Source organism: Pseudomonas sp. CC11G, from assembly GCF_056174845.1.
This window is the reverse complement of sequence record NZ_JBWBZC010000001.1, coordinates 652028-669192: the sequence shown is the minus strand read 5'-3', so window position 1 is coordinate 669192 and position 17165 is coordinate 652028. Positions and strand designations below refer to the sequence as shown.

General features: G+C 63.0%; 12 protein-coding genes and 5 pseudogenes. 2 read left to right on the top strand and 15 right to left on the bottom strand.

Annotated features, from left to right (window positions below; genetic code table 11):
* Window positions 1–17: 17 nt before the first annotated feature.
* On the bottom strand, window positions 18–2471 hold the full coding sequence (locus AC0V2S_RS03160; protein ID WP_475508466.1) for a Lon protease family protein: 2454 nt from the start codon (window positions 2469–2471) through the stop codon (window positions 18–20).
* Between the two features lie 143 nt (window positions 2472–2614).
* On the opposite strand from AC0V2S_RS03160, the pseudogene AC0V2S_RS03155 reads away from it, so the two are divergent.
* Window positions 2615–4467, top strand: a pseudogene (locus tag AC0V2S_RS03155) (Lnb N-terminal periplasmic domain-containing protein).
* Between the two features lie 160 nt (window positions 4468–4627).
* The gene (locus tag AC0V2S_RS03150) at window positions 4628–4984 is read left to right on the top strand and encodes a hypothetical protein (RefSeq protein WP_475508465.1); all 357 of its coding nucleotides are present in this window, start codon (window positions 4628–4630) and stop codon (window positions 4982–4984) included.
* Window positions 4985–5050: 66 nt separating this feature from the next.
* Here the strand turns inward: AC0V2S_RS03150 and ettA are convergent.
* The 14 genes and pseudogenes from ettA to AC0V2S_RS03080 all read right to left on the bottom strand — a co-directional run bounded on the left by ettA (window position 5051) and on the right by AC0V2S_RS03080 (window position 17146).
* Window positions 5051–6717 (bottom strand): annotated as a pseudogene (gene ettA / locus AC0V2S_RS03145) (energy-dependent translational throttle protein EttA).
* Window positions 6718–6948: 231 nt separating this feature from the next.
* Entirely contained in the window at window positions 6949–7569 is a 621-nt protein-coding gene (locus tag AC0V2S_RS03140) for a TetR/AcrR family transcriptional regulator (protein ID WP_108098620.1), read from the bottom strand.
* Window positions 7566–8267 carry a TetR family transcriptional regulator C-terminal domain-containing protein gene (locus AC0V2S_RS03135; RefSeq protein WP_475508464.1) on the bottom strand — a complete coding sequence of 234 codons (702 nt, stop codon included), beginning with the start codon at window positions 8265–8267 and terminating at the stop codon, window positions 7566–7568. The genes AC0V2S_RS03140 and AC0V2S_RS03135 overlap by 4 nt, the downstream gene beginning before the upstream one ends.
* Window positions 8264–9574: pseudogene (locus AC0V2S_RS03130) on the bottom strand (TRZ/ATZ family hydrolase); the annotation flags it as partial. The gene AC0V2S_RS03135 and the pseudogene AC0V2S_RS03130, both read right to left, overlap by 4 nt.
* Window positions 9575–9594: 20 nt before the next feature.
* A pseudogene (locus AC0V2S_RS03125) lies at window positions 9595–10386 on the bottom strand (endonuclease/exonuclease/phosphatase family protein); the annotation flags it as partial.
* Between the two features lie 15 nt (window positions 10387–10401).
* The gene (locus AC0V2S_RS03120) at window positions 10402–10686 is read right to left on the bottom strand and encodes a hypothetical protein (RefSeq protein ID WP_475508463.1); all 285 of its coding nucleotides are present in this window, start codon (window positions 10684–10686) and stop codon (window positions 10402–10404) included.
* A gap of 75 nt (window positions 10687–10761) precedes the next feature.
* The gene (locus tag AC0V2S_RS03115) at window positions 10762–11331 is read right to left on the bottom strand and encodes a S1/P1 nuclease (RefSeq protein ID WP_475508462.1); all 570 of its coding nucleotides are present in this window, start codon (window positions 11329–11331) and stop codon (window positions 10762–10764) included.
* On the bottom strand, window positions 11328–11477 hold the full coding sequence (locus tag AC0V2S_RS03110) for a hypothetical protein (RefSeq protein WP_475508461.1): 150 nt from the start codon (window positions 11475–11477) through the stop codon (window positions 11328–11330). Before AC0V2S_RS03110 ends, AC0V2S_RS03115 begins: the two co-directional genes overlap by 4 nt.
* On the bottom strand, window positions 11474–11743 hold the full coding sequence (locus tag AC0V2S_RS03105) for a hypothetical protein (RefSeq protein ID WP_475508460.1): 270 nt from the start codon (window positions 11741–11743) through the stop codon (window positions 11474–11476). The genes AC0V2S_RS03110 and AC0V2S_RS03105 overlap by 4 nt, the downstream gene beginning before the upstream one ends.
* A 49-nt stretch (window positions 11744–11792) precedes the next feature.
* Window positions 11793–12380 (bottom strand): purine-nucleoside phosphorylase, encoded by a 588-nt coding sequence (deoD, locus tag AC0V2S_RS03100; protein ID WP_475508693.1) that lies wholly within the window; start codon window positions 12378–12380, stop codon window positions 11793–11795.
* Window positions 12335–13755 (bottom strand): annotated as a pseudogene (locus AC0V2S_RS03095) (phosphopentomutase). Before AC0V2S_RS03095 ends, deoD begins: the two are co-directional and overlap by 46 nt.
* Window positions 13752–15074, bottom strand: a complete 1323-nt coding sequence (gene deoA / locus AC0V2S_RS03090) for a thymidine phosphorylase (RefSeq protein ID WP_475508459.1) — start codon at window positions 15072–15074, stop codon at window positions 13752–13754. Before deoA ends, AC0V2S_RS03095 begins: the two are co-directional and overlap by 4 nt.
* On the bottom strand, window positions 15074–15850 hold the full coding sequence (deoC, locus tag AC0V2S_RS03085; protein ID WP_475508458.1) for a deoxyribose-phosphate aldolase: 777 nt from the start codon (window positions 15848–15850) through the stop codon (window positions 15074–15076). The genes deoA and deoC overlap by 1 nt, the downstream gene beginning before the upstream one ends.
* 30 nt (window positions 15851–15880) lie before the next feature.
* Window positions 15881–17146, bottom strand: a complete 1266-nt coding sequence (locus tag AC0V2S_RS03080; RefSeq protein WP_475508457.1) for a NupC/NupG family nucleoside CNT transporter — start codon at window positions 17144–17146, stop codon at window positions 15881–15883.
* Window positions 17147–17165: the final 19 nt, after the last annotated feature.

Sequence of the window (17165 nt, the reverse complement as noted above, 5' to 3'; positions counted from 1 at the left end):
ATCGAGCAGTCATCCCCTCATTTGGCGTCGGCTTTTGACTCCGCTTTGCCGGCCAACAACGCAGCAGCTTCTGCCTCTACGCTTTTGTCTTCTTCCTCTTCCATGCCGATCTCGGAGATCTCCCGCAGGCGCTCCACCACACGGGCGTTCACGCTGCCTTCGGGAAACTGACCGTCTTCATCCGGCGCCCCTACCGGCTCGCCGACCAGCAGCCCCAGCGCCTCATCCACCTGACGCACGGCATACACGTTGAACAAGCCCGCCCGCACCGCCTGCAGCACGCGCTCATCGAGCATCAGCGTGGCCACGTTGGCGTAAGGAATGATTGCGCCCTGCTCCCCCGTCAGACCGCGCGCTTCGCAGAGTCGGAAGAAGCCCTCGATTTTCTCGTTAACCCCACCCACCGCCTGCACTTCACCAAACTGGTTGATAGAACCGGTGATCGCGAAGCACTGCTTGAGCGGCGTGCGCGACAACGCCGAGATCAGCGTGCATACCTCGCCCAGCGACGCACTGTCGCCGTCCACGTAACCGTAGGACTGCTCCAGCGCGATGCTGGCGGAAATCGCCAGGGGGAATTCCTGTGCATAACGGCTGCCCAGGTAGCCCGTCAGAATCATCACCCCCTTGGAGTGAATCGGCTGACCAAGGTTAACTTCGCGCTCGATGTCGACGATGCCGCTGTTGCCCGGATACACCGTGGCGGAAATCCGCGCCGGCACACCAAAGGCCGAGTCGCCCACTTCGAGCACCGTAAGCCCGTTGCACTTGCCCACCGCCGCGCCAGCGGTGTCGATCAGAATGATGCCGGCCAGCATGTCATCGAGAATCCGCGCCGAAACGCGCCCAGTGCGGGTGGCCTTGGCTTTCAACGCTCGCTCGATATGCCCGGCGTCGGTCACGGTGTCGTTGGCCAACTGACGAATAAAGTCCGCCTCGCTCACCAGTTGAAACAAGTCGCCAATGCGCGCCGACAACCGCCCCTGGTGCTCCGCCAGCCGCGCGCTGTACGTCGCCAGGCGCGCCACCGCATCGGCGGTCAGCGGCGCCATGCCCTCCTCCGAGGTGCGGGTTTTCAGCAACTGGGCGAACTGCTCCAGGCTGTCGTCATGCAGGGCGATGTCTTCGTCGAAATCGACCAGCACGCGGAACATCTCCTGGAAGTCCGGATCATTGTCCTGCAGCGCGTAATACAGCTGGCGCGAACCGATGATGATGATCTTGATGCTGAGCGGGATGACCTGCGGCGTGAGGGTAACGGTCGCCAAACGGCCCAGCTCGCCCAACGGCGATTCCATCTTCAGCTTGCGCTGTTGCAGGGCACGCTTGAGCGCTTCCCACACGAACGGCTCGCCGAGCATCTTCTCCGCTTCCAACACCAGAAAGCCGCCGTTGGCACGGTGCAAGGCGCCGGGACGCAGTTGCCGGTAGCTGGTGTAAAGCGCGCCCTGGTCGGTGCTGTATTCGATACGGCCGAACAGGTTGTCGTAAGTCGGGTGCGACTCGAACACCACCGGCGCGCCGCCGCTGGCGTGATGGCCGACCACCAGGCTCGGGCAGTACTGCTCTTGCAGAAACTTGCGCGCCTCGGCATCCACCTTATCCACATCCACCAACTGCTCGACCACGGTCTTCAGCAGATTGACCTGCACCGCTTGCAGGTACGCGCAAACGCCAGCGTTCTCCGCGTACTTTTCCGAGAGCGGGCCCAGCAGCGGCTGCAAACCAAGGGTGATGGTTTCTTCATTCAAGTACCGCAACTGGTTGCTCGACTCGCGCTTCCACTGCGGCAAGCTGGCCAGTTCTTCATTCAGGCGCTCTTCCAGCGACGAGATATCAGCGTGATACCGCTCGCGCTCGGCTTCCGGCAGTTGGCCGAATTCGGCTTCGTCCAGCGCCTTGCCATCTTTCATCGGGGTGAAGGCGATATTGGTGTTGTCGCGGTAAAGGGCAATTTCCTTTTCCAGCGACAGACGCTCGATTACGTCCAGGGCGCGGTCGTAACGCTGGTTGAACGCGCGGTCGATGGCGCTTTTTTTCTGCTGATAGGTCGGGTGCTCGAACACCGCCGGAAAGGTGGCCATCAGGTTGTCGATGAGCACTTCGATAGCAGCAATAAACGCGGTCGCGGTGCCGGGCGGCAATTCCAATGCACGGGGTTCGCGGGTTTCGTCGAAGTGGTTGACGTACACCCAGTCCGACGGCGTATCCAGGCGCTTGCCTTCGGCCTTGAGGTAGCGTTTTACGAAGGAGAAGCGGCCGGTGCCCGGCTCGCCCATGACAAACACGTTGTAGCCGGGGCGCGGCATGGCCACGCCAAACTGCAGGGCCTCAACCGCGCGCTCCTGGCCGAGCACGCCGCGGAAGGGTTCCAGATCATCGGTGATGGTGAATTTGAACTGACTAGGATCGAAGGGACGGGTTAGCGCGTCGGGCGCCAAGCGAAGGCCATTGGCAACGGGATCAGGCATCGAAAATCCTTAGTTCAGATGGGCAGTCATCGTTCGCGGCCATTCTGGCGCCGGCCGATTCTGTCTGGCAAGGCGTTCTTCCTTGACACTGCGGCCTACCGCAACAAAGCTCCGTGCACCGCTTTAGAAGAAGAAGCCTTACCTTGAAACGGACTTTATTCGCTCTGGCCTTAAGCGTTGCCGGCCTGGCCCAGGCCGCGCCCACAGTCCCTCAAGATCGTTTGCAGGCGCTGGCGTTCGACCCGTACTGGATTGCCCTCAACCACTACGAAACCGGCAAGCTCGGCGGCTGGCGCAGTTACGTCGACGACCCGCGTTTCTTCCTCGCCAAAGACGGCGAGAACCACCCTGACGCCGAATTGACCGCCACCCTCAAGGCCATCTACGCCCCGCCCGGCAGCGGCGACAAACACGCCCAATGCGTCTACCCCGCGCGCACCCGCTGGCTGCGTGAACAGCTGCACCTGACCGACCTGCCCACGCCCGACTGCACAGAATTCAACGCCTGGTTCAAAGACATCGCGCCCCATAGCGCGGTGCTGATTTTTCCGGCGGCCTACCTCAACAGCCCGTCTTCCATGTTCGGCCACACCTTGCTGCGCATCGACCAGGCCGACATCGACAGCGATAACACCGCCCTGCTCAGCTACGCGCTGAACTTCGGCGCGTTTATCGAAGGCATGGACAACAGCATTCTGTACGCCTGGAAAGGCCTGATGGGCGGTTACCCCGGCCTGTTCGCCCTGGTGCCCTACCGGGAAAAACTCGCCGAATACCGCAGCCTGGAAAACCGCGACCTTTGGGAATACCGCCTCAACCTCACGCCGCAAGAAACCGCGCGCATGGTCGAGCACGTGTGGGAGCTCAAACAGATTCGCTTCGACTATTTCTTCTTCGACGAAACTGCTCGTTCCGCTTGCTCGAGCTGCTGGAGATCGCCCGCCCCGGCCTGACCCTCACCGAGCAATTCCCCATCACCGCCATCCCCACCGACACCGTGCGCGCAGTGAAAGATGCCGGCCTGGTGAAAAGCATCGACTACCGGCCATCGCGCGAACGCGAACTGCTGGCCCGCGCCAAGCCGTTAAGCAGCGACGAACAACACTGGGCGCTGCGCCTGGCGGACGACCCCGAGCAACTGCAAAGCCCCGACTTCCAGCAACTGCCCGGCGACCGCCAGGCGCTGATTCAGGACGCCGCCTTCCGCCTGCAACGCTACCGCAGCGCCTCCGGCGAACGGGACAGCGCCAGCGCCCAACGCAGCTATGCCCTGCTCAAAAGCATCAACCGCAATCCACCGCCAACCCTAGAAGTCGAACGCCCCGGCCTGCCAGAACAAGGCCATGAATCGCGCACCTGGCAACTGGGCGCCGGCACCCGCGACGACCGCGCGTTTGCCGAATACGGCCTGCGCATGGCCTACCACGACCTCAATGACAACCTCTACGGCTTCCCCCTCGGCGCACAGATCGAAATCCTCCAACTCAAATTGCGCCAATACGAAGGTAACCACTGGCAAGTGCAAAACCTCGACCTGGCCAATATCCGCTCCCTGACCCCGCGCAACGAACTGTTGCAACCCTGGTCCTGGCAGGTCGCCAGCGGGCTGGAACGGGTACTTGGCAAAGACGGCGACGAACGTCTGGTCACCCATTTGAACGGTGGCGTCGGCGGCACCTGGGCGCTTACCGACGACATGCTGGGCTTTGCCCTGGGCACCGTGCGGGTCGAACACAACAGCGACTTTGCCGCATTCTTTACACCCGCCGCCGGCTTCAACACCGGCCTGTTGTGGCGCAACCCGGTGGGAAATCTGAGCGTCGAAGCCAGCGGCGATTACTTCACCAATGGCGAGGTACGGCGCAGCTTGAGCCTGAACCAGCAATGGGAAATCTCGCGAAACCTTGGGTTGCGGCTGTCGGCCAAGCGCGACTTTAGTCAGTTGGCTTCGCCCGAGAATGAGGTGAGTCTGGAATTGAAGTGGTACCACTACTGATGCGCGCATCGTTGGGCTTCGCGGTGCTCAACCCAACCTACGGCATGGTTCGTAGGTTGGGTTGAGCACCGCGAAGCCCAACGGATGCGTTACACCAATTTGACGCTTTTCTCACAATCCCCCGCGCACACTTTCTCCATCCGCCACCTGGAGATCGCCCGTGCGCTCGTTTCTGTTGTTAATCCCCATCCTGGCCCTGCTCGCCGCCTGCCAGAGCAGCTATGAGTACCTGGTCGCCCAGGGCTACCCGGAACCCTTCGCCGCCGGCTACAACGACGGCTGCGGCAGCGGCCGCCAAGCCGCGGGCGCGATGACCGGCGGATTCAAGAAAGACGTACCGCACTACCTGAAAGACGCCCAGTACGCCGAAGGCTGGAATGATGGTTTCCACCAATGCCAGGCAGAAATGGCCAGCGCCGAGCGGCGCAGCTACGAAGAACAGCGCACCAGTGATCGCGATGAGAAGTGGGACCACGAGGCTGACCAGGCGATGGCCAAGGCGCTGCGTTCGCACTAAAAGCATCGCTCTTGAACATAAAAAAAACGGAGCCGCTTGGGCTCCGTTTTTTCTTCAAACCAACGCTTATTGCGCCAGCTTCTTGTGCCGTACACGGTGCGGCTGGGCAGCCGCATCGCCAAGACGCTTTTTACGGTCGGCTTCGTACTCGGAGTAGTTGCCTTCGAAGAACACCGCTTGCGAGTCGTCTTCGTACGCCAGGATGTGAGTGGCCACGCGGTCCAGGAACCACCGATCGTGGGAGATCACAATGGCGGCGCCGGGGAAGTCCAGCAGGGCTTCTTCGAGCGAGCGCAGGGTTTCAACGTCCAGGTCGTTCGACGGTTCGTCGAGCAGCAGCACGTTGGCGCCCTCTTTCAGGGTCAACGCCAGGTGCAAGCGGCCGCGCTCACCACCGGAGAGGTCTTTGACGAATTTCTGCTGGTCGCCGCCTTTGAAGTTGAAGCGGCCTACGTAGGTACGCGATGGCACCTCGTAGTTGCCGATCTTGATCATGTCGGAGCCGCCGGAAACCATTTCCCATACGGTCTTGTTGCCGTCCAGGTCGTCGCGGCTCTGGTCAACACAGGCCAGCTTCACGGTTTCGCCCACTTCGATGCTGCCCGAGTCTGGCGTTTCTTTGCCCATCAGCATGCGGAACAGGGTCGATTTACCGGCACCGTTACCGCCGATCACGCCGACGATGGCGCCCTTGGGCATGCTGAACGATAGGTTGTCGATCAGTGCGCGGTCGCCGTAGCCCTTGCTGACGTTGACGAAGTCGATGACTTTGTCGCCCAGACGCGGGCCGGCCGGGATGTAGATTTCGTTGGTTTCGCTGCGCTTCTGGAATTCCTGCGATTGCATTTCTTCGAAGCGTTGCAGACGGGCCTTGGATTTCGACTGGCGGGCTTTGGCGCCTTTGCGCACCCACTCCAGTTCTTCTTTCATGGCCTTCTCGTGCGCCGACTGCTGCTTGGACTCTTGCGCCAAGCGGTCGGATTTGGCTTCCAGCCAGCCGGAATAGTTGCCTTCGTACGGGATACCGGCGCCGCGGTCGAGTTCCAGAATCCAGCCGGCGACGTTGTCGAGGAAGTACCGGTCGTGCGTGATCGCAACCACGGTGCCCGGGAAGTCGTGCAGGAAGTGCTCCAGCCAGGCTACCGAGTCGGCGTCCAGGTGGTTGGTCGGTTCGTCGAGCAGCAGCATGTCCGGCGCGGACAGCAGCAGACGGCACAGGGCCACGCGGCGTTTTTCACCACCGGAGAGGTGCACCACTTTGGCGTCCCAGGCCGGCAGCCGCAGGGCGTCGGCGGCGACTTCCAGCTGGCGCTCCAGGTTGTGGCCGTCGGAGGCTTGCAGAATGGCTTCCAGCTTGCCTTGCTCGGCAGCCAGGGCGTCGAAGTCGGCGTCCGGTTCGGCGTAGGCGGCGTATACCTCGTCCAGGCGGGTCTGGGCGTTCTTGATCACGCTAACGGCTTCTTCCACCACTTCGCGCACGGTCTTTTCCGGGTCCAGCTGCGGCTCTTGGGGCAGGTAGCCGATGTTCAGGTCCGGCATGGCGCGGGCTTCACCGTTGAACTCGGTGTCCACGCCCGCCATGATTTTCAGCAAGGTGGATTTACCCGAGCCGTTGAGGCCCAGTACGCCGATCTTGGCGCCAGGGAAGAAAGACAGAGAAATGTTTTTAGGATTTCCCGCTTCGGCGGCACTACTTTGCCCAGCCGATGCATGGTGTAGACGTATTGAGCCATGAGGAACCCAGCTTCTATAGAAAGATGACTTGATAAGGGAGGCCTACGCCGATGGACGTAGGCGCAGCAGTGAGTAGGTCAGCTTAGCCACTGAACACAGTCACTGCTTGGGCGGGCGCCAAGCCTGTGGAGAATGCATAAAAGCAATTGTCGACGGGGGCGCCACGCGCGTGCGGCAAAGCTACCGGAATGTGCCGGCCGGGGCAAACCCGCACATGCCCTGCCGGCGGCTTACGGCTCCAGGCCGATACCGCGCAGCACCACGGCGGTAATGGTTTGCACCGCCTGCTCGAACTGCTGGTCGCTCAGCGGCTGATGGCCGTTTAGGGCGGTCACCTGATAGTCGAAGTCGGCGTAGTGCTGGGTCGAGGCCCAGATCAGGTACAGAAGCGCAAAGGGCTCCACGGGGCGAATCTTCTTTTCTTCAACCCACTGGCGAATCTTGTTCTCTTTGAACTTGGCGCCGGCAAACAGGTGCTCGTCGAGGATGTCGCGAAACAGCGGCGCGCCATGCATGATTTCGTTGGCCCACAGCTTGGAGCCGTGCGGGCGGGTGCGCGAGTGGGTCATCTTTTCGCGCACGTAACTGGTCAGCACCACACGCGGGTCGTCGAAGTGCACAAAGCAGGCGCCTTCCAGCTCCCAGACGCTGAGCAGGTTGACCAGCACCTCGCGGTACAGCTCGTCTTTGGTGGTGAAGTAGTAATGCAGGTTGGAGCGCGGCAGGTCGGCGCGTTTGGCGATATCGGACATGGAGGTGCCGGCATGGCCTTGTTCCGCAAATACCTGCTCGGCGGCCAGAAGGATTTTCTCGACGTTTTTGCGCCGGATCTTGATCTTGTGGTTAGTCATTCCATTCTCAACCTGGCCCCAGTGGCGGCAAGATTACTCGAAAAGTGGCTAGGATTCGCCAGCCTCTGACGCGCTCTGGCAGCCTTTACGCCACAGCCTTTCAAGATAATTGCAGTGAGGTTTGCGCCAACCGCATCAAGACCCTGCGTTGGCGCGCTGCGCGGCGCGAAAAGCGCGGCGAATTGTGCGTAATGGTGGGTGCTCGACCAAAGCAGAAATGTCAGCGGCAGCGGGTCGACCTCGGCCATTTTGCCGGCCGCCGTCCAGGCGTTGAACACCGCCGTACGTCCGGCCAACCATTCCCGAAATCCCTCATCGAGCAAGCCCTCCAGGCAGGCACCGCCGCTGATCACTTCCATGGCGAACACCTTGGCGGCGACCGGGTTGCGCCAGGCGAAGTCGAGCTCGTCGTGGATATAGCGCGCCAGCGCAACGCCTGGTTCGTCGTCACTGCTCAGGGTCTCCAGGCTGTCTTTCCACAGCACCAGCACGCGCCCGAGCACCGTTTCATACAGCGCCAGCTTGCTGCCGAAGTAGTAATGCAGGTTGGCTTTGGGCAGCCCGGCGCGCTGGGCGATGATGCCCATGCTCGCGCCCTTGTAGCCGTACTCGGCGAAGGTTTCTTCAGCGGCAGCCAGAATCAGCGCCTCGTTGTTCTGACGCACTCGCCCGCCACCGCGCGGCGTCAGGCTGCTCATGGCCGTGGTGCCAGCCGGGTTTGCCACGCATGGGCCGTAGCCAACAGCTGGGCTTCGTCCTGGCGCAGCAGGCGGCGGTCGTCGAGCAGTTGCTCACCGGCCACCCACACATGGCGCACGCAATCGCGATTGCTGGCGTAGATCAGTTGCGACACCGGGTCATACAGCGGTTGCTGGGCCAGCCCGGACAGGTCAAAGGCCACCAGATCGGCCGCCTTGCCCACTTCCAGCGACCCAACCTCCTCGCCCATACCCAGCGCTCGTGCGCCATTGAGGGTAGCCATGCGCAACGCATTGTGTGCGCTCAAGGCGGTGGCCGAGCCGCTGACGGCTTTGGCCAGCAACGCGGCGGTGCGGGTTTCGCCGAGCAGGTCGAGGTCGTTGTTGCTCGCGGCGCCGTCGGTGCCGATGGCCACGTTGATGCCGGCCTGCCACAGCTGTTCCACCGGGCAGAACCCGCTGGCCAGCTTGAGGTTGGATTCCGGGCAATGCAGCACATGGGCGCCGCTGCCTTGCAGCAGGGCGATGTCGCTGGCGTCGATCTGAGTCATATGCACGGCCTGAAAGTGCGGGCCCAGCAAGCCCAGCCGGGCAATCCGCGCCAACGGCCGCTCGCCGGTCTCCTGCACGGCGGCACTGACTTCCGCCGCCGTTTCGTGCACGTGCATCTGAATGCCGGCGGCGAACTCTTTGGCCAGGTCACGCACCCGCAGCATGTTGGCGTCGCCCACGGTGTAGGGCGCGTGCGGACCAAAAGCCATGCGGATGCGCGGGTGGTGGCGCAACTGTTCAAACAGCGGCAAGCCTTCGCACAAGGCGGCCTCGATATCGACGGCGCCGGGCACCGGGAAGTCCAGCACCGGAATGGTGATCTGCGCGCGCATGCCGGTGGCTTCCACCAGCTCGGCGACCACCTCCGGGTAGAAGTACATGTCGGAGAAACAGGTAATGCCGCCCTTCACCTGCTCGGCAATCGCCAGCGCGGTGCCATCGCGCACGAAATCGGCGTCGACCCAGGTTTTTTCCGCCGGCCAGATATGGTCGTGCAGCCAGGTATCCAGCGGCAGGTCGTCGGCCAGGCCACGGAACAGGCTCATCGCCGCATGGCCGTGGGTGTTGATCAGCCCAGGCGCCAGCAACATGCCCGGCAACTCACGTACTTCGCTAGCCGCCAACGCGAGCAGTTCTGCGCGCGGTGCGATGCGGGCGATACGCCCGTCGCGAATGGCCAGGCCATGCTCAAGCAGCACCACGCCGGCGGGCTCGACCGGCACCAGCCAGGTCGGCAGCAGAATGAGCTGGTAAGGTCGTCGCTCATGGCGTTCTCCTACGGGTGGCTAAGGTAGATTTCCGCGTACAGCGGCCAGTGGTCGGACGCGCCCTCGGCGAACTTGCCGTCTTCAAAGCGTGCCGGCGAACCCCACTTGTTCACCTGATAGCGGCTCTGGTGGGCCAGACGGATGCTCGCGGTATCGACTTTCCAGCCGTTGAAGCCGCCCTCGGTCATCTCCTGCGGGAACAGCAGAATGTCGAAGAACGACCACTGACGAAGCTGGTGGTAGTAGTAACTGCCCTTGCAGTCGGCGCAGCCGATCAGGTGCGAAACGCTCCAGTCGTTGGCCAGAATGTTGGCGATATAGCCGTGCTCTTTTTCTTCGCCGGCGTTGATATTGAAATCACCGCCGACAATCGGCAGCACGTCGCTGGGCAATTCGGCTTTAAGTACGGCGAGGTATTCCGCCGCCTGGCGCCGCAGGTAGCCGGGGCCGCCGCCAGAGGGCAGATGCACGGCGAAGATCGAGGCCTTCTGGCCGCCCGGCAGCAGCAGGCGCACTTCGAGAATGCCTCGGGTTTTGCCGGTCTTGTCGGAGCTGTCGCCGTTTTCGTTGTGGTACGGCACCTTGTGCAGAATCGGTTTGTCCCACTGCGGCAGGCGGCTCAGCACGGCGGTGTCGATACCGCGCTCGTCGAAGCCTTCGAGCAGCACGCGGGTCTGGTAATCAGACTTAGGCAGACGGGCATTGAGCATCTCGATGACGTGGCGGTTTTCCACTTCGTCGAGCAGCAGAATGTCCGGGCCGCGACCGCTGTTGATCTGGCCGATCACGTCGGCCAAGCGGGTGAGTTTTTTCGCTCAGCTTGGCGTCGGTCCAATCGGTTTTCTCGCACTCGTCACGCCAGGCCGGCACGCTGATTTCGCGCAGGTGGCGAGGTATTCCGGGTGGGCCTTTTTTTCGCTCAGCGGCAGGTAGGCGAAGTCGTCCTTACCCTGGTCGTGCACGGTATCGAACAGGTTTTCGACGTTGTAGGTCAGCAGCGACACCCGCTGCTCGGTGACGATGGGCGTAGGGGCAGATGTGCAGCCGGCCAGCCCGAGGGCAATCAGCAACGGCAGGGAACGCAGGCACGACGTGTTCATGGCGGCTCACTTTCAGCGGGCAAAATGGGGGTAGCCCGGCCGGAAAAACCGGCCGGCGGTTAGTCGGAAAACGGGTTACTGCGCCGGGCGACCGGCCACCAGCGCGGCGTTCAGCAGGTTTGCCAGGCGCACCGAGGCCAGTTCCACCTGCTGTTCGGCCACCGGCACAAAGGTCTTCATATACGCGGCATCGATACCGCCACTGCCGGCGCTGTTGCTGGTTTTCTGGCCATCGTCGACCAGCTTGTCGCCACGGCTGTAGTTCTTGCCGGAGCGGTTGTACTCGAGGTTTTTCGCCTGGTAGTCCACACCGCCGTCGTCATCGTCGTCGCCCAGCGACTTCTTGTTCGGCAGCTTGCGTTTGGCAGCGGCTTTTTCCGGGTAGATGCCGCCGTCGCGAACGATCAGGCAGGCTTGCTGCGACCACTGCGCAGGCTCGGCCGAATCCAGCTTCGGCAGGTTGTCCTGCAGTTTGTCGGCATAGGCTTTGACGTTCAGCTTGGCGTCGCCGAGCAGGAAGTCGTCCCACACCTGGCGCAGGTTGTAGGTCTTGCCACCGGCCTTGACGGCGAAGTCGTAGCCGCCCTTGTCGTCCTTGAAGCTGTTGTTCAGCGGCGAGCTGGCATCGGCGGTGTGGTGAATCAAAAACGCAGAGCCATCAGGCGCGCCTGATTCGGCGCCTTGGGGTCGGCCAGCGCCGCACGGTTACGCTCGATGGCGGCCACGGTGCACAGGCCATCCGGGCAGTCGCGCGGCGGCTGGTAGGCGCAGTCGTCGGCCTTGTAGATCACCAGCCTTTCGTTCTTGGTTTTCTCCACAGCGGTTGGGTCTGCGGGTTCTGGTCGAGGTTGCCGGCCCAGTTGGCTACAACCGAGAAATCGCTTTGCTTGATCAAGCCCAGCAGGCGCCCGGCTTCGGCCTTGGCGTCCGGGGTGAGTTGGCGCTGCGCCAGTTCACCGACCAGCGCGGTGCCCTGCTGGCCCCAGGCCAAAACCTGACCCGCCCACAGACCGGCTACCAGCAGCAGGCCATTGCGTAGGGTGTTGCTCGCTTTCATGTGCACATCTCCATGTGGCGGCGGCGCCAATCCTGCCGCCCAGCCGAAATCAGTTAGGGGCAGCCGCCGGGCACAGCGCGTTCAGCGTCAGGCGCAGCATGGCGTGGAAGTCTTGTTGGCGCGCTTCGGCGCTGAGTTTTTCGCCGGTAAGAATATGGTCGCTGACGGTCAGCACGGTCAGCGCCTGCTTGCCCAGTTCGGCGGCCACGCCATACAAGCCGGCCGCTTCCATTTCCACGGCGAGGATGCCCATCTTGGTCATGCGCTCGAACAGCGCCGGGTCCGGTTCGTAGAACAGGTCAGCGGAAAACACATTGCCCACGTGCACCGCTTGGCCGCTGGCATCAGCGCTTTGCACCACGCGTTCCAGCAGGCGGTAGTCGGCGATGGCGGCAAAGTCGAAGCCGCCCAGGCGCTTGCGGTTTACCGCCGAGTCGGTGCTGGCGCCCATGCCGATCACCAGGTCGTGCACCTTCACGTGGGGCTGAGTGGCGCCGCAGCTGCCGACGCGGATGATCCGCTCGACGCCGTACTGGCTGAACAGTTCATGGGCGTAGATGGACACCGAAGGAATGCCCATGCCCGAGCCCATCACGGAGATGCGCTGGCCCTGATACAGGCCGGTGTAGCCGAGCATATTGCGCACGCCGTTACCTGGCGCACCTCGGTGAGGTAGGTGTCGGCGAGCATCTTGGCGCGCAATGGGTCGCCGGGCATCAGCACGGTTTCAGCGAAGTCGCCGAACTCGGCGGCGATATGGGGAGTAGGCATCTCAGGCACGTCCACTGCTGGAGGAGGAAAGAAAGACCGTCCGTGGGAGCACGACGGCAGCCCGAAAAAGTCGGCCAGGGTCTGGCCGATATCGGCAAAGGTTTCGCGCTCGCCGAGGCTGCCGGCGCTTACGCCATGGCCCCAGGCAAGCACGGGAATATGTTCGCGGGTGTGGTCGCTGCCCGGCGTACTCGGGTCGCAGCCGTGGTCGGCGGCCAGCATCACCAGATCGCCGGCTGCATCTGCGCCAGCAGCTCGGGCAGGCGCACATCGAAGGCTTCCAGCGCAGCGGCATAACCGGCGATATCGCGGCGGTGGCCGTAGAGCATGTCGAAGTCGACGAAGTTGCTGAACACCAGGGTGTTGGTCGGCGCGTCCTGCAGGGCCTGCAAGGTGGCGTCGAACAACGCGTGGTTGCCGTCGGCCTTGTACAGCTTGCTGATGCCCTGGTGGGCGAAGATGTCGCCGATCTTGCCGACCGCAAACACCTGGCCGCCGGCCGCGCACAAACGGTCGAGCAGGGTTGGCGCCGGTGGCGGTACGGCGTAGTCGCGGCGGTTGCCGGTACGCGTGTAGGTGCTCGGGCTGTCGCCGCGAAACGGCCGGGCGATCACCCGGCCGATGTTGTACGGGTCGCACAGTTCGCGGGCCAGTTCGCACAGCGCCATCAGGCGCTCCAGGCCGAAGTGCTCTTCGTGGGCAGCAATCTGCAACACGCTGTCGGCCGAGGTGTAGAGAATCGGTTTGCCGCTCTGCACATGCTCGTCGCCGAGCTGTTCAAGGATGGTGGTGCCCGAGGCATGGCAGTTGCCGAGAATGCCCGGCAGCCCGCCCCGCTCGATCAATGCGGCGAGCAATTCGGCTGGAAAGCTGTTCTCGCGCTCGGCGAAATAGCCCCACTCGAACAACACCGGCACGCCGGCCATTTCCCAGTGCCCGGACGGCGTGTCCTTGCCGCTGGAGAGTTCGCGGGCATAGCCATACGCGCCATCGATTTCGGTGTCGGCGCTAAAGCCCGGCGGCAACGTACCGGCGCTGAGCAATGCCGCTTGGCCAAGGCCCAGGCGGGCCAGGTTCGGCAGGTGCAACGGGCCATGGCGCTGCGCGTTATCGGCTTCGCCACGGGCACAGGCCTCGGCGATATGCAGCAAGGTGTTGGCCCCGGCATCGCCGAAGCGCTCGGCATCGGCGCTGGCGCCTATGCCGAAAGAGTCGAGTACCAGCAGCAAGGCGCGTTTCATGCGGGCTCCAGGCACAGGCCGGAAAACAGTTCCTCGGCGACGTGGGGCTCACTGGCAACCACATAGGCCGCTTGCACAGCGGCGGCCGCTTGTTCGGCCTGAGCCAGGTCGCGGGCATGCACCAGCGCCAGCGGCCGGTTCGGGCCGACTGCTTCGCCGACAAACGTCAGTTGGCTGAGGCCGACTGCCGGGTCGATGGTGTCTTGCGGACCGCAGCGGCCACCGCCGAGGCTGACCACCGCCAGGCCCACGGCGCGGGTGTCGATGCTTTGCACAATGCCGTCGAACGGCGCGTACACCGGCATCACCACCGGCGCGGCCGGCAGGTAGTTGTCCGGGCGCTCGACCAGATCGGCCGGGCCGCCCAGGGCTTTGACCATCTCGGCAAACCGCTGCAACGCGGCGCCGCTCTGCCAGGCCGCCAGCACTTGTTCACGGGCCAGTTCGGCACTGCTGGCCAGGCCGGCGCACAGCAGGGTTTGTTCGGCCAGGGCCAGGGTTACGTCCCACAGGCGTTGGCTGCGCACTTCGCCTTGCAGCAGGGCGATGGCCTCTTCCACTTCCAGGGCATTGCCTGCCGAGCGGGCCAGCGGTTGGCTCATGTCGGTGATCAGCGCGCGGGTACGCACCCCGGCACCGTTGGCCACGGCCACAATGCTTTCGGCCAACGCGGCGGCGTCGCTGGGCTGGGCCATAAAAGCACCGTTGCCGACCTTTACATCGATCAGCAGCACATCGAGGCCGGCGGCGAGTTTCTTGCTGAGGATGGACGCCACGATCAGGTCGATGGATTCCACCGTGGCCGTCACATCGCGAATGGCGTACAGACGCTTGTCCGCCGGGGCCAGGTCTTTGGTCTGGCCGATAATGGCGCAGCCGACACTGGCCACCACTTCATGCAGCCGCGCCATGCTCGGCTGGCTGTCGTAGCCGGGAATGCTGTCGAGTTTGTCCAGGGTGCCGCCGGTATGCCCCAGGCCACGCCCGGAAATCATCGGCACGTAGCAGCCACAGGCGGCCAACAACGGCGCCAGCGGCAGGCTGACCAGGTCGCCGATGCCGCCGGTGGAATGCTTGTCCACCACGGGGCCCGGCAGGTTCCAACTGAGCACACGGCCGGAGTCGCGCATGGCGGTCGCCAGGGCGATGCGTTCGTCGACCGTCATGCCCTTGAGCAGCACGGCCATGGCGAATGCCGCGGCCTGCCCTTCGCTGACACTGAAATCGGTGATGCCGGCGACGAAGCGTTGAATGTCCGCCTCGCTAAGCACCTTGCCGTCGCGTTTGCGACGAATCACTTCCTGCGGTAACCAGCCCATCAATAACTTCCTTCCATGGTTGCAGCAGGTTCTGCGCCAACCCGACGCAGCAAATCGTTAAGCAGGCTCGATGCGCCAAACCGCAGGTGCCGTGGCGACACCCAGTCGCTGCCATTGATGCGTTCGGCCAACCACAGATACACCAGTGCTTCAGGCAGGGTTTTCATCCCGCCGGCGGGTTTGAAGCCGACCTCCATGCCCGAGTCGGCAATGCAGGTGAGCATGATCTCGGCTGCCTCGGCCGTGGCGTTGACCTTGACCTTGCCGGTGCTGGTCTTGATGAAGTCGGCACCTGCAACAATCGCGTCCTGGCTGGCGCGGCGGATCAGTAGCGGGTCCACCAGTTCGCCGGTTTCCAGAATCACTTTGAGCAGCGCACGGCCGGCACACAGCGCCTTGCATGACTTGACCAGTGCCACACCGCTGGCCGCATCACCGGCCAGCAGCGCGCGATACGGGTACACCACGTCGATTTCGTCGGCACCGTCATCCAGGGCCTGACGGGTTTGCAGCAATACTTTCTCCAGCGGCTCGGCGCCGGAGGGGAAGTTGGTCACGGTGGCAACCTGTACCTGTTGCCCACCGAGCGCGTCGAGGGTGTTGCGGGCCAGGGCAACGAAACGCGGGTAAACACAGACGGCCGCAACGGGGCCAATCGGAGTCATGGCTTTATGGCAAAGCTCAACAATACGAGCGTCGTCGTCATCGTCGTTCAGAGAGGTCAGATCAAGCAGCGCAATGACTCTGCGCGCGAAGCTTTCATCGTTGTCGGTCATTTCTTATTCACACTAATCAACTGGTACGGTTCAAATCGAGATAAAGAAGCCGGCAATCGCCGCACTCATCAGGTTAGCCAGGGTGCCGGCGATCACCGCCTTGAAACCCAGGCGCGCCAGGTCTTTGCGCCGGTTGGGGGCCATGACGCCCATACCGCCCAGCACGATGCCGATGGATGACAGGTTGGCGAAACCGCACAGGGCGAAGGTGATGATCACCTGGGTCTGCTGCGACAGCACGGCCACGCCACGGGCGGCGGCCTGCACCGGATCGATCAGCGGCGCCATGTCCACATAGGCAACGAATTCGTTGAGCACCAGCTTCTCGCCGATCAGCGTGCCGGCGGTAACGGCCTCGCTCCACGGTACGCCGAGTACGAAGGCCAGCGGGGCAAATACGTAGCCGAGGATCATCTGCAGGCTCAGCGTGGGGAAACCCACCAGCCCGCCGCACCAGCCGAGAATGCCGTTGAGCAAGGCGATCAGCGCAATAAACACCAGCAACATGGCGCCCACATTCAGCGCCAGCTGCAGGCCATTGGCCGTGCCGATGGCGGCGGCGTCGATGATGTTCACCGGCTTTTCGTGGTCTTCGAATTCAGGGTGTTCGGCCGGATCGTCGTGGGGCTTTTCGGTTTCCGGAACCATCAGTTTGGCCATCAGCAGGCCACCCGGTGCCGACATGAAACTGGCGGCAATCAGGTAGCGCATATCGATGCCGAGCATGGCGTAACCGATCAGCACTGAGCCGGCCACCGAGGCCAGCCCGCAGACGATGACCGAGAAGAGTTCCGACTCGGTCATGCGCGCCAGAAACGGGCGAATCACCAGCGGCGCTTCGGTGGTGCCGACAAAGATATTGGCCACCGCCGACATGGTTTCGGTGCGGCTGGTGCCCAGCACGCGGCCCAGGCTGCCGCCGAACACGCGGATGATCACACCCATCACACCGATGTGATAAAGCACCGCCATCAGGCCGCTAAAGAACACGATCAGCGGCAGCACCTTGAGGGCGAAAATAAAGCTGTGATTGCCGAACACCTGCTGCATCAGCGCGCTGTCATTCAGCCCACCAAACAGAAAGCTGATGCCCTGGTTGCCGTAAACCTCGAGGTTGGCGACCGCATCCGACACGGTGGCCATTACGCTCTGCCCCCACGGCACATAGAGCGCAAACGCGGCGAAGAAAACTTGAAAAGCGAACGCGCCGATTATCGTGCGCCACTTGATCGCGCGGCGCGCTGAAGACAGCGCATACGCGATCAGAAACAGCACAACTATGCCGATAAGGCTCATGTTCCGGTGACTCCCCACA

What these genes read in the sequence shown, in the direction of transcription:
- AC0V2S_RS03105 (WP_475508460.1), bottom strand. Translation starts at nt 11,743, where the DNA reads ATGAAAGCGAGCAACACCCTACGCAATGGCCTGCTGCTGGTAGCCGGT.
- deoD (WP_475508693.1), bottom strand. Translation starts at nt 12,380, where the DNA reads ATGCTCGGCTACACCGGCCTGTATCAGGGCCAGCGCATCTCCGTGATG.
- deoA (WP_475508459.1), bottom strand. Translation starts at nt 15,074, where the DNA reads ATGGGCTGGTTACCGCAGGAAGTGATTCGTCGCAAACGCGACGGCAAG.
- AC0V2S_RS03135 (WP_475508464.1), bottom strand. Translation starts at nt 8,267, where the DNA reads ATGAGCAGCCTGACGCCGCGCGGTGGCGGGCGAGTGCGTCAGAACAAC.
- deoC (WP_475508458.1), bottom strand. Translation starts at nt 15,850, where the DNA reads ATGACCGACAACGATGAAAGCTTCGCGCGCAGAGTCATTGCGCTGCTT.
- AC0V2S_RS03080 (WP_475508457.1), bottom strand. Translation starts at nt 17,146, where the DNA reads ATGAGCCTTATCGGCATAGTTGTGCTGTTTCTGATCGCGTATGCGCTG.
- AC0V2S_RS03160 (WP_475508466.1), bottom strand. Translation starts at nt 2,471, where the DNA reads ATGCCTGATCCCGTTGCCAATGGCCTTCGCTTGGCGCCCGACGCGCTA.
- AC0V2S_RS03120 (WP_475508463.1), bottom strand. Translation starts at nt 10,686, where the DNA reads ATGAACACGTCGTGCCTGCGTTCCCTGCCGTTGCTGATTGCCCTCGGG.
- AC0V2S_RS03140 (WP_108098620.1), bottom strand. Translation starts at nt 7,569, where the DNA reads ATGACTAACCACAAGATCAAGATCCGGCGCAAAAACGTCGAGAAAATC.